This window comes from Endozoicomonas gorgoniicola (assembly GCF_025562715.2).
Taxonomy (GTDB): Bacteria; Pseudomonadota; Gammaproteobacteria; order Pseudomonadales; family Endozoicomonadaceae; genus Endozoicomonas_A; species Endozoicomonas_A gorgoniicola.
Genome location: NZ_JAPFCC010000001.1, coordinates 494,980 through 507,438 on the forward strand (window position 1 = coordinate 494,980; position 12,459 = coordinate 507,438).

Consider the following 12,459-nt stretch of genomic DNA (forward strand, 5'->3'; position numbering starts at 1 on the left):
GGCGGTTATGGCCAAACGATTGGCGGGTGTGGTCAAACGATGGGTGTTTTAAGGATTGTTTATTGCACGATCTACAAACTTTAGCCTGCTTTTACAGTTCAAGTCTCTTCCAATATGAAGCTTGCGCTTTGAGCTCTATGTACTCCATTTTGCTTAGCGTTACTCGCGCATAAGCAAAAGGTGTTTTCACGATATCAGCTTCAGTGGTAGTGGAAAGAACTGAAGAAAGCATTCAGGAAATATAGTTGAACATGGTCAAATAGTCATGCTTCAGATGGGTTCACCGAATGCTTACGTGATCTTATTTATAACGGCCTTAATTCATGGATCATAAAAATAATAAGCGCTTTTTTTATAAGATGCTGGTACAGAGTATCTGAAGAAAAATGCAGTTCTACCGGGGTCTTGGGGAACGGTGTTTTCAGTGTGCTAAGCATCTCCGGGAGAGACTGGTTTCTGCAGGGTATCTGTGCCGAAACCATAGAGTACAATTGAGAACAATGTTCTGGTATGCAGGGGGCTTTCGGGTCGTCATCATCTTTCGGGTCTTTTTTATAGGCGTTTATATTCAGTTTGGAGCAGCTAGATATAATTTCTTCGTAGTCAGAGTCCAGCTCTGACTCTAACTCCGACTCTGAATCAGACTCTGGCCAGGTATCGGATTCCTTCGATGGCTGTTCTTCTGGCAGTGAAGTGACTGTTTCAGGAGTCTGAATCGCGGTTATTCGCCAGTTATCTGAAGACATCTGGACAAGGTTAAACTGATCGTCAACTATCAGTTCTGTCTGAGGACTTTCTGAATGCCCAGGGGAATAGTGGTAACCCTGAAAAATACTGGAGTGACCACTGCCCTGAGGATGAGTGTTAAAGGAGTAGATGCGGTAAATAGGTAGTTGCAAGGTCACGCCGTCCAGGCTCACTGCCGGGCTGTCTTCCAGCCAATAAGAGATGTCATCCAGAAAAAGAGTCCCGAATCTTTCGTTGTTTAATTGTACGCTTTCAGCTAGTACCGTATGGAAAGTATCATGAGGTGGTGATGTGACTCTCAGGAAATAACCTGCCTGCGAGTTCAGGTCAGGAGAATAGGTGTAGGTAAAACGTTCAAAACCTTCTATGTTAGTGGTCACACTGCCCTGATCCAAGAAACTGCCTGTTCTCTCGATAACCACTTCTGCCTGCCTGGGTACTCCATTAATTAATACGATGTAATGTCGGGTTTCACTGGCAAGCAGTAGCTGGCTGAAAAATATTGCCAGCAGACTGACCAAAGCCAGTGAGCCTGTCTTCTTCTTTAAGGCCATTTGAGAAAAAGCACTCCGGTGCAATGAGTTTTTTATTGTGAGTTATGATCAATAGAGCGATTTGATTGTCTATTTTCATGCCAACTATAGACCACATACTCTTTTTTGCTTAGCTTGCATTCAGCTCATTGCGGTTCAGGCAGTGGTTTCAAATCTTAACGGACTTTTACAGCTGACACACTGGTATACCGTCCCTCTCAAGGCGCGATTATGGCGAATTGCTGACAAGTGAATGGTTTTATCCGGACACTGGCAGCGATAGGCAAATGGACGCCTGGCTGAGTGTCTGGTGTTGTAGCTGTGTGTTCGGTTTGCAGGCAGGCTGAACACCTGTTCCATCACAAATTTCCATTCCCTGCCGTGAGGGCGAATTTTTCTGCCATAAACATTTTCAGCAATCAGGTGTGCCACTTCATGCCCAAGCGTATGCTTGAGAAAATGCTGCTGGTTTTCTTCCAGTAATACTCTGTTCAGCCTGAGCAGGTTGCGCTCGGGCCATGCCTGTCCGGCAGTTTGCCCCCTGAGATTTAGCAGTACGGCTGGTCGTTTAAAGCGTTTCAGGAAATGTCGTTCTGCCAGGCAATACAGTTCTGCAATACGCAGTTGTATAGCCTGATTAAGTAAGTCAGATGTCGTGTGCATGAAAATCCGGAAGACAGAATAAAAGCTTAAAAAGGTTAGATGAATCAGACGGATAAAGTAAAGTCATCAGGTCTGCTTATGCAGGTTATGCACAGTACCTAGTCAAATAAATTGACATTTATATGTTTTCCCGTAAACATATAAACATATATTTATGCGTTTATGGAGAGCCGTCATGGATAAATGCAGCTCAACCCACTGCTCTTCCCGGGCAGGGTCTCAATCGCTGTCTGGTGCAGCAGCCGATGTGCTCCGGTATAAGTGGTTTATCAGGGGTATGGATTGCGGGAGCTGTGCTGCCAAGGTCGAAAAGGCACTGGCAGGAATGCAGGGTGTCAGCCAGGTCAGGGTGGTTTACTCAACGGAACGCCTGCTGGTGGATATGGACAGCTCTGTTAAACCCCAGGCTATTAAAGCGAAGGTGGATGAACTGGGTTTCAGTATCGAGGGCAGCCAGGCAACGGCTGAAGAGTCGTCATTCTGGAGGTTACACCTAGACCTGTTGCTTCTTGGCGGATTAACGGTTCTGGCTGCACTGGTTTATCTGCAGGTACCCGGCTGGGGAGAGCTGGCGTTTTATGCACCGGCTATCGTCGGAGTGATCCCCTTTATTCGCAAGTCGGTTGCTCAGGCAAAGAATGGCAGCTGGTTTGGGGTTGAGACACTGATGTCGGTGGCTGCTATTGGCGCATTGGTTCTTGGGGAAACCTTCGAAGCGACGCTGGTACTGCTGTTGTTTTCTATTGGTCAGATGCTGGAAAGTGTGGCAGCCCACAAAGCCCGCGCCGGTGTTCAGAGTCTGATGGAGCTGGCTCCGGATACCGCTATACGGATAGAAAGCGGTCAGCGAATTAATGATGTGCCGGCTGAATTTCTGCAACCGGGCGACCTGATAGAAGTCCGCCCCGGAGACCGTCTGCCCGTTGACTGCATACTGGATGACAATGTGGGTAACAATGTGGGTAACAATGTGGGTGACAATGCTTCAGCTATGGGCGTCTTTGATGAGAGTGCATTGACCGGCGAATCCATTCCTGTCACCCGCTTACGGGGTGAAAAAGTGATGGCTGGTAGCCTGGTGGTTGACAAGGTCGTCCGTGTCACTGTGGTATCCAAACCCGGTTCCAACGCGATTGACCGTATTGTTCAGCTGATTGAGGAAGCGGAAGAACGCAGGGCACCTATCGCCCGGCTGGTTGACCGTTTCAGTGCCTGGTATACCCCGCTGGTGATTGGCATTTCTGCGCTGGTCATGCTTATTCCCCCGTTACTGTTTGGAGCAAGCTGGTACGCCTGGACGTATAAAGCACTGACATTGCTGTTGATTGCCTGTCCCTGTGCGCTGGTGGTGTCTATTCCGGCGGCAGTGACCTCAGGCCTGGCAGCGGCTGCCCGCTTTGGTGCCCTGATCAAGGGTGGCGCGGCTCTGGAGCAGTTACGACAGGTGAAACATCTGGCATTTGATAAAACCGGAACGCTGACGGAAGGTAAGCCTGAGGTGACTGCTGTAGAGCCCTTTTCTGGCTCTGAAGCGGACGTACTTTCTCTGGCAGCAGCCATTGAACAGGGGTCGAGCCACCCTCTGGCAACGGCGATTATGAACAGGGCAAAAACTTCGGGCATTACTGTTCACGAGGCTGAGGATGTGGTTGTAATGCCGGGAACAGGTGTTAAGGGGGTGGTGAACGGGCGTTCAGTACAGGTCACTTCACCAAAAGCTATGACTGAATCCCTGCAACAACGCGATCTGGCTGAACGCATTAGTACCCTGGAGTCCCTGGGTAATACAGTAGTGGTTGTACTGGCTGATCAGCAGGTTCAGGGTCTGATTGCCCTGGCGGATACATTGCGCAATGATGCCGCCGAAGCGGTGCAGCGGTTAAAGGCTATGGGCATCAGCAGCACTATGCTAACGGGGGATAACCGCCGGGCGGCTGCCGCCATTGCCGGACAGCTGGGAATTGACTACCGTGCAGAACTACTGCCGGAAGACAAAGTCAATGCGATTCGTGAATTGCAGGCTAATGGCAACGGTGCTGTTGCCATGGTGGGCGATGGTATTAATGATGCACCGGCACTGAAATCTGCCGAGCTGGGCATTGCCATGGGGCGTGGCAGCGATGTGGCTCTGGAAACCGCTGATGCGGCTCTGACCCATGAACGCTTACCTGAACTGGCGGGGATGATCAGCCTGTCTCAAAAGACAGCACGAATTGTCCGGCAGAACATCGTACTGGCTCTTGGTATCAATACGCTCTTTCTTCTGACCACATTGTCTGGCATTACTGGCTTAATGGGAGCCGTTCTGTCTGATGTAGGTGGTACTATTTTGGTGACACTGAATGCTATGCGCTTGCTGAAACGAGGGCAGCGGTGACCGCATGCGTTGCCACACCTGCAATCCGTTTTTTGATCTTACTTGCAGAAAGCCGGTTCACAGGGCATCAACTTCAGGGCTGAACAGGGCCTGACCCTGTTTTTCACCCTGAAGCTGGCTTCCATGCCTCAGAAATCAGCAATAACCGAAAACAAACCACTCCTTGTTTATTGATCTGCAGGACTATTCAACTTTAGTGTGACCTACACCCTCTGCTCCCGGGCTTACACTGCCAAGCACACCTGCTCTGGAGTCTAATTGATCAGCTGGAGTTCTGATCGGCAAACCATCAGCATGGTTCTGATCAACTCTTGGAATATTAATCGGCAAAGTACGGCTATCATCCGGTTGATTATCTGTCACGCCATCTTCATCCTGATTGTCGCCAGTAACTTGTTCTGAATCACTTGAGACAGGTGGTTGCTTATCCTCCGTACCTCTTTCATCCTGATTGTCGTCAGTAGTTTCGTGTTCTGAATCACTTGAGACCGGTTGCTTATCCTCCGTACCTTTTTCATCCTGATCGTCGTCAGCAGCTTCGTGTTCTGAATCACTTGCGACCGGTTGCTTATCCTCCGTACCTCTTTCATCCTGATCGACGTCAGCAGCTTTGGATTCTGAATCACTTGCGACCAGTTGCTTATCCTCCGTACCTTTTTCATCCTGATCGACGTCAGTAGCTTTGGATTCTGAATCACTTGCGACCGGTTGCGTCCTTTCAGTTTCTCCTTCATTTGGGTCGCCACCAGTGGTTTCCGGATCATTTACAACCGATTGCTCATCCTGCCCATCAGCACCCTGCCCATCAGCACCCTGCTCACTGCTGGTACTTAAGAGCAGTTCACCAGTAAAGTTCACATCCTCTCCTTCTGCAGTGCGAATCACAAACCTCGTGAGCTGGTCATTGTCTGGATTGAATTCAACCTCGACTGTGGCACGGGGCGAAGTCCGAACAGCTGGCTCTATTTGCCGTACCACGTTCAAATTTCCCTCAAGAGTAAAAGCACTACCGTCTTGATTGTTCGGGACGTTATTGATCGTCACATAACTCAACTCAGCTCGAACACTTACAGTTTGATCATACAGATAGATAAACGGCAACAATACATGAAGAGATCCATCTCGTCCCGTCTGAGACTGCTCAACAAGCAAGCGACGAGTCAAAACAGAAAACTTCAGGGACTCTCTCTTATGCCCTACGTCAGATAATGACCAGAAGCCATCAGGGTTTACATCTGCTTGCTTCATCAAGGATATAGTACCACCGCCGTTATCCGGACTGGTCAATGTCTCGACCCTTAAAAGATCTCTACCATCGGGAGAAATTTCTTCCACTGTGACCTTTGTTTTTCGTGCGTCAATGTGATTAGTAAATATGAATTTATTTTGTGCCTGCGAATTCAGCACTGTGATTGCCAGTAAAAAAAACAGAACTTTCAGTAAGATAAAATTTAGAGCTTTCAATTTTAACCGCCTGATATTAAAGAGAGTTTGTGTATAAGAAAGGTCAGTCTAGTCAATTTTATAAAGAACGAGGTGCCTGATTGCAGATATCTCATCACGAGATGTTCCCATTGTCGTTTAAGTGCTGGTATTGCGATTGCCTGCATGACTACCTGGGTGTTTTGGTAATGAGTGGTGATGAGATAAACGACTCGAAGGTTCTGAACGTTTAGAAACTCCCGGGATTTAAATGAGCCCGCAATGCGTCACTCAGCTGTCCAGTTGCCATGGTGGGCGATGGTATTAATGATGCTTTGGTCTTACTTGCAGAAAGCCGATTCACAGGGCATCAACTTCAGGGCTGAACAGGGCCTGACCCTGTTTTTCACCCTGAAGCTGGCTTTCATGCCTCAGAAATCAGCAATAACCGAAAACAAACCACTCCTTGTTTATTGATCTGCAGGACTATTTAACGTTAGTGTCACCTACACCCTCTGCTCCCGGGCCTACACTGCCAAACACATACACACCTGCTCTGGAGTTTAATTGATCAGCTGGAGTTCTGTTCGGCAAACCATCAGCATGGTTCTGACCAGCTCCTGGAATATCAATCGGCAAAGTATGGCTATCATCCGTACCTCTTTCATCCCGGTCGTCGCCAGTAGTTTCGTGTTCTGAATCACTTGCGACCGGTTGCTTATCCTCCGTACCTCTTTCATCCTGATCGTAGTCAGGAGCTTCGGACTCTGAATCACTTGCGACCGGTTGCTTATCCTCCGTACCTTTTTCATCCTGTCCGCCGTCAGTAGCTTTGGATTCTGAATCACTTGCGACCGGTTGCTTATCCTCCGTACCTTTTTCATCCTGTCCGCCGTCAGTAGCTTTGGATTCTGAATCACTTGCGACAGGTTGCGTCCTTTCAGTTTCTCGGTAGTGGGGCAAACCTGTTATATTTCATGGATGTCAATGCCAAATTCGATTTTGTTGATCAACAGGCCAATAACAATATCGTGCATTTGTTCTAACTTTGAAAAGCATATTGTCTTTCTGGCCAGACGCTTAATCCAAGTTCTAAAATTCAGGTTTTTACGTTCAATTTTCTGAGTATTTTCTTTTCCAATGATGTGTCTGCTTTCGTCGAGATTACGTTCATAGGCTCCCCAATCATCAGTATAAAATTTCTTGATACCAAATGGTTCAAGAAGCTCTTTTAGTTTTTTGAAAACCTCATCCTTTCGTTTCCCAAAAACGTAAGCCAAAACAGTATTGGTCGCATGATCAACTGCATGCCAAAGCCAACGCTGGTTACTTTTTTCAAACACATACGACCACTGTTCATCTATCTCAGCCTCTTGGCAGGCACGGCCTACGTGAATCACAGCACCCGTTCCAAGATCCATTTTCTGAATATTTGGATTAACTTGAACTAAGCCTTTCTCTTTTTTTTAATGTGTTTATTACTGTTTTTTTATTGATTCCCAAAACCCTGCTTGTATCCCTGATGCCGCCACCATTAATTGCCATATCGACGACTTTTTCTTTAACGCCTGGCTCATAAGCTTTATACCGGTACTCAAGCATAAAGGACTTGGTTTCACATTCAGCATTACAGCAAAAGTAGCGAGGAACATTATGAACACTGTAACCAAAGCTTTTAACATCATTACCGCCACATTTCGGGCAGTGAACTGGTGTGGAGCACATTTTCATATCGCACCATGACAAATACGGCATACGCCGTATTTTAGCAAACAACTACAAAATATCAGGTTTACCCCACTACCCAGTTTCTCCTTCATTTGGGTCGCCATCAGTGGTTTTCGGATCATTTACAACCGATTGCTCATCCTGCCCATCAGCACCCTGCTCACTGCTGTCACTTGAGAGCAGTTCACCAGTGAAGTTCACATCCTCTCTTTCTGCAGTGCGAATCACAAACCTCGTGAGCTGGTCATTCTCCGGATTGAATTCAACCTCGACTGTGGCAGGGATCGAAACGGGAGCAGCTGACCGTAGCTCTATTTGCCGTACCACGTTCAAATTTCCCTCAAGAGTAAAAGCACTATCGTCTTGATTGTTCGGGGCGTTATTGATCGTCACATAACTCAACTCAGCTCGAACTCTTAAAGTTTCATCATGCAGATAGACAAACGGCAACAATACATGAACAGATCCAACTCGTCCCGTCTGAGTCTGCTCAGCAAGGAAGCGACGAGTCAAAACAGAAAACTCCAGGGGCTCGCTCTCATGCACTGCGTCAGATAATAACCAGGAGCCATCCGGGTTTACATCTGTTTCCAGCCAATAGAGTATTCTTTCATTGCCGTTATCCGGTCTGGTCTTTGAATCGACCCTTAAACGATTCCGATCATCTTTACCAGTTACTTGACTCACTGTGATCGTGGTTTCTCGTTTGTCAATGTTATTAATAAATTTGAATTCATTTTGTGCCTGCGAATTCAGCACTGTGATTGCCAGTAAAAAAAACAGAACTTTCAGTAAGATAAAATTTAGAGCTTTCAATTTTAACCGCCTGATATTAAAGAGAGTTTGTGTATAAGAGAGGTCAGTCTAGTCAATTTTATAAAGAACGAGGTGCCTGATTGCAGATATCTCATCACGAGATGTTCCCATTGTCGTTTAAGTGCTGGTATTGCGAGTGCCTGCATGACTATTGGGTGTTTTGGTAATGAGTGGTGATGAGATAAACGATTCGAAGGTTCTGAACGTTTAGAAACTCCCGGGATTTAAATGAGCCCGCAATGCGTCACTCAGCTGTCCATTTCCGGATAAATAAACATTCTGCTGAGAGCCAGAAACAGACTCCGGATCAGGAAAATTCTGATGGACAAATTGAAAGTGATAATCCCCCTCATAAATGTCGGCATGAGACACAATAAGGTAGTTCGATGCCTCACTCCAGGGGCTGATAACCAGAGAGATGTAAAACTGCGGTCCCGAATTCAGAGCCGGGTCCCGGGTCGAAACGATCTCAACGCTATAGGATCGCGGAACCTGATAAGAGGAACTATGGGCTTGCATTGCGGGTTGGTTGTTTTGAAGAGCTACGAGCGTTATCTCTACCGGAGTTTGTTGCTCGTAAAAACCGGGCACAATGATGCGCTCCTGCCATCTTATCCCTCTACGGTGCAGTGGTCTCAGGCTGGGCATATTATTCAGTGGTATGCCGTGTTGACCTTCCCTTATGGCGATAGCTGCAGAGCCTGATTCTAAATCACGAATGCGACCCAAAAGCCACTGGTGTACTTCAGGCTCTCCGAGAGAAAGCCTGAGAACCAATGTTTCAGGTAAAATATTAATGACGTTTCTTCTGTTTGCTGGAGTATAACCAAGACTGACTATCTCAAAATCATTCGGTAATCTGTAATGATTGAAATAAGACTCTGGCTGATTTCCCCATATTTGATGCCATGCACCGGAGCGTTTTGTTTCAGAGGTATACAGTAAATAGTTAAGCTCCACCAAAAAATCCACAGAGGGAATTCTATATGTATAACGAATTAAACTCTTAAAGCTTGCTAATCGCAAAAATTTGCAAGCCATGGATTCTTTATGACTATCGGCTTCCCATCTGTCAATCCAGTCAACAGTTCTTCTTATTTGTACTACGGAGTCTCGTCTGAACACGTTGTTATTGTCTGTGTATTTAAAAGATGGAAGCCAGGAGGCGAATTTTTCAATGTATGTTCCCCGGGCAACAGTTCTGCCGTTTTTGCTAAGGCTCCATTGATAGGCAGCGTCAGGAAGACCTGAGCAGGCTCTGGTCGCAAATGAACAAAGAAAAAGAGTTGTTAGTAAAAGCCGGTAAAACGATAAAAATGACATATTAGTTAATAATCAGCTTTTTTATGTTGCCAATTAAAGTAGTCAAAAACAGCACAATCTGTTATCTGTGGCGCGCTGTCGGTGTCAGAAGCGATTGCATACAGCCAGCCATTTTTAATGGACTTCTGTCGCTTTCACTTGTTTTTTTTCCTGCTTTGTTTATATCTTGATCATAAGCGGTGAGTATTTCTGGTCATTGAAGCATTGTGCTTTGCCGTGTACTCTGCGCTCCCTTCACGTTACCACTGATAAAAAGCAGGACGAAAATTTGATCACAACCGCCAATATCACCATGCAGTTCAGCGATAAGCCACTGTTTGAGGACATTTCCGTTAAATTCGGTGACGGTAACCGCTACGGACTGATTGGTGCCAACGGCTGCGGCAAGTCTACCTTTATGAAGATTCTCGGGGGGGAGCTGGAAGCCACTTCCGGCAACGTCAACCTCGACCCGAATGAGCGTATGGCAAAGCTGAATCAGGATCAGTTCGCCTACGAAGAGTGCAGCGTGATTGACACCGTAATCATGGGACACACCGAACTCTGGAAAGTCAAAGAAGAGCGTGACCGTATCTATGCCAAAAGTGACATGACGGAAGAAGAAGGTATGCGGGTTGCAGACCTGGAAGTTATGTTTGGCGAAATGGACGGTTATTCTGCGGAAGCCCGTGCCGGTGAACTGTTGCTGGGGTTGGATATTCCACTGGAACAGCATTACGGGCCGATGAGTGCCGTGGCTCCCGGCTGGAAATTGCGGGTATTGCTGGCACAGGTGCTGTTTGCCGAGCCTGATATCATGCTGCTGGACGAACCGACCAACAACCTGGACATTAATGCGATTCGCTGGCTGGAAGGCGTGCTGAAACAGCGCGACTGCACCATGATCATTATTTCCCACGACCGTCACTTCCTGAACAGTGTCTGCACCCACATGGCAGACCTGGACTACGGTGAACTGCGCCTGTTCCCGGGCAATTATGATGAATACATGACCGCCGCGACCCAGGCCAAAGAGCGTATTCAGGCGGATAATGCCAAGAAAAAAGCACAGATTGCCGAGCTGCAAAACTTTGTCAGCCGCTTCTCCGCCAACGCTTCCAAAGCCAAACAGGCGACATCCCGTGCCAAGCTGATTGACAAGATCAAGCTGGAAGAGATGAAACCGTCCAGCCGGCAGACTCCGTTTATTCGCTTTGATCAGGAAAAGAAGCTGTTCCGTAATGCGCTGGTGGTTGAGAAGCTGTCCCAGGGCTATGAAGACCTGTTGTTTAAAGACGTAAACCTGATGGTTGAAGTGGGTGAACGTGTTGCCATCATTGGTCAGAACGGTATTGGTAAAACCACGCTGCTGCACACGCTGGCGGGTGAAATGGCACCAAAATCCGGTACGGCTAAGTGGTCCGAAAACGCCAACATTGGTTATTATGCCCAGAATCACAGTGCTGATTTTGAAGAAGATATGACCCTGTTTGACTGGATGAGCCAGTGGCAGAACGAAGGTGAAGACGAACAGACCATTCGTGGCACCCTGGGACGAATGCTGTTCTCCCAGACGGACATCAAAAAATCGGTGAAGGTGATTTCCGGTGGCGAGCAGGGTCGTATGCTGTTTGGTAAGCTGATTCAGCAGCGCCCGAACATTCTGTTGATGGACGAACCCACCAACCACATGGATATGGAGTCCATTGAAGCCCTTAACCTGGCACTGGAAAATTATCCGGGTACGCTGATGTTTGTCAGCCATGATCGTCAGTTTGTTTCATCGCTGGCGACCCGTATCATCGAGATTACCGATAAAGGTGTGATCGATTTCCACGGTTCTTACGACGATTACCTGCGTAGTCAGGGCGTGGTTGAAGAATAATAGCCAGCGCAATCATTCAAAGGCCGGGGCGTTCTCCGGGAGTCCTGGCCTTTGTCGTCATATCAGTCTCCTTAAATTTCTGGTTAATCCGTTCTATCAGTAAGCTGACTTTTGTAGACAGGTGTCGGTTATGGGGATACAGAACCCAGATGCCTTCTGCAGGAGGCTGGTAGTCCGCCAGCAACTCCACTAGCTCTCCACTTTGAATGGCCGGGGCAACATAATGGTTGGGGAGTTGCACTATACCTAATGCCTTCAGGGCTGCATCCAGCAATGCGTTGCCGCTGTTGCACCGCAAAGAGCCTGTTACCTTCAGATTGCGGGTCTGGTTATTTTCCTCAAAGCGCCAGTAATCCGAACTGCCCATTAAACAGTTGTGACTTTCCAGGTCATTCAGGGTTTCAGGGCTGCCAAACTGCTTGATGTACTCCGGCGAGGCACACAGGTGCTGGCTTCTCACGCCCAGTTGTCGGGCAATCATATTAGAGCTGTCCAGCTGCCCCAGTCGTATCGCCAGATCAAAACCATTTTCAATCAGGTCAACCCGGAGGTTGGTCAGGTTCAGTTCAACGTTGATATCGGGGAATTCATAGCAATAGGCATTGACGACTGGAGCAATATACCTTTCACCAAAAGTCACTGGTGTGGTGACCTTGATTGAGCCTTTGGGGTGCGTCTGTAACGAGGTTAGTACAGCTTCCGCTTCATCCAGTCCATCCAGTAGTGGACGACAGTGATTGTAAAAAAGCTGTCCCGCTTCAGTCACTGTAACCCGTCGTGTACTTCGATAAAACAGTTTGGTTGCGAGCCTTTGCTCCAGTGCACTGACCTGACGACTAACCTGGGCGATGGATAGTCCAAGACGCTTAGAGGCGAGCGTAAACGACTCCGTTTCTGTAACAGCAACAAACTCTCTAATCCCTTCCCAGTTGGCCATAGGTTCTCCGAACGAAAAATAAAAATTATAAGCCTGATTATTACAGGGC

General features: G+C 47.5%; 12 protein-coding genes. 3 read left to right on the forward strand and 9 right to left on the reverse strand.

Annotated elements, in window-relative coordinates; genetic code table 11:
• Positions 1 to 305 precede the first annotated feature (305 nt).
• Positions 306 to 1,301, reverse strand: a complete 996-nt coding sequence (locus tag NX722_RS02270; protein ID WP_262566534.1) for a hypothetical protein — start codon at positions 1,299 to 1,301, stop codon at positions 306 to 308.
• Positions 1,302 to 1,436: 135 nt separating this feature from the next.
• Positions 1,437 to 1,943 (reverse strand): SprT family zinc-dependent metalloprotease, encoded by a 507-nt coding sequence (locus tag NX722_RS02275; protein ID WP_262566535.1) that lies wholly within the window; start codon positions 1,941 to 1,943, stop codon positions 1,437 to 1,439.
• A 175-nt stretch (positions 1,944 to 2,118) separates the two neighbouring features.
• Here NX722_RS02275 and NX722_RS02280 point away from each other — a divergent pair, with 175 nt between their 5' ends.
• Complete coding sequence (locus NX722_RS02280) at positions 2,119 to 4,320, forward strand: heavy metal translocating P-type ATPase (RefSeq protein WP_262566536.1); 2,202 nt, start codon at positions 2,119 to 2,121, stop codon at positions 4,318 to 4,320.
• 183 nt (positions 4,321 to 4,503) lie between these two features.
• Here the strand turns inward: NX722_RS02280 and NX722_RS02285 are convergent, their stop codons facing one another.
• The gene (locus NX722_RS02285; RefSeq protein ID WP_262566537.1) at positions 4,504 to 5,784 is read right to left on the reverse strand and encodes a hypothetical protein; all 1,281 of its coding nucleotides are present in this window, start codon (positions 5,782 to 5,784) and stop codon (positions 4,504 to 4,506) included.
• Between the two features lie 240 nt (positions 5,785 to 6,024).
• On the opposite strand from NX722_RS02285, the gene NX722_RS02290 reads away from it, so the two are divergent.
• A complete protein-coding gene (locus tag NX722_RS02290) occupies positions 6,025 to 6,219 on the forward strand; it encodes a hypothetical protein (RefSeq protein WP_262566538.1) in 195 nt (64 codons plus the stop codon).
• A 9-nt stretch (positions 6,220 to 6,228) separates the two neighbouring features.
• Here the strand turns inward: NX722_RS02290 and NX722_RS02295 are convergent, their stop codons facing one another.
• The 5 genes from NX722_RS02295 to NX722_RS02315 form a co-directional block, all read right to left on the reverse strand.
• Positions 6,229 to 6,705: a hypothetical protein gene (locus NX722_RS02295; RefSeq protein WP_262566539.1), complete on the reverse strand. Its 477-nt coding sequence runs from the start codon at positions 6,703 to 6,705 to the stop codon at positions 6,229 to 6,231.
• Positions 6,706 to 6,710: 5 nt separating this feature from the next.
• Positions 6,711 to 7,163 (reverse strand): IS1 family transposase, encoded by a 453-nt coding sequence (locus NX722_RS02300; protein ID WP_262566540.1) that lies wholly within the window; start codon positions 7,161 to 7,163, stop codon positions 6,711 to 6,713.
• A gap of 16 nt (positions 7,164 to 7,179) precedes the next feature.
• On the reverse strand, positions 7,180 to 7,473 hold the full coding sequence (locus NX722_RS02305) for an IS1-like element transposase (RefSeq protein WP_262566541.1): 294 nt from the start codon (positions 7,471 to 7,473) through the stop codon (positions 7,180 to 7,182).
• Positions 7,474 to 7,542: 69 nt separating this feature from the next.
• On the reverse strand, positions 7,543 to 8,286 hold the full coding sequence (locus NX722_RS02310; RefSeq protein WP_262566542.1) for a hypothetical protein: 744 nt from the start codon (positions 8,284 to 8,286) through the stop codon (positions 7,543 to 7,545).
• Between the two features lie 207 nt (positions 8,287 to 8,493).
• Positions 8,494 to 9,609, reverse strand: a complete 1,116-nt coding sequence (locus NX722_RS02315; protein ID WP_262566543.1) for a hypothetical protein — start codon at positions 9,607 to 9,609, stop codon at positions 8,494 to 8,496.
• Between the two features lie 268 nt (positions 9,610 to 9,877).
• Between NX722_RS02315 and NX722_RS02320 the strand changes: the two genes are divergently transcribed.
• Positions 9,878 to 11,473, forward strand: coding sequence for an ABC-F family ATPase (locus tag NX722_RS02320; protein WP_262566544.1), 1,596 nt, complete (start codon positions 9,878 to 9,880; stop codon positions 11,471 to 11,473).
• Positions 11,474 to 11,489: 16 nt separating this feature from the next.
• On the opposite strand, the gene NX722_RS02325 is transcribed toward NX722_RS02320, so the two are convergent.
• A complete protein-coding gene (locus NX722_RS02325; RefSeq protein WP_262566545.1) occupies positions 11,490 to 12,410 on the reverse strand; it encodes a LysR family transcriptional regulator in 921 nt (306 codons plus the stop codon).
• Positions 12,411 to 12,459: the final 49 nt, after the last annotated feature.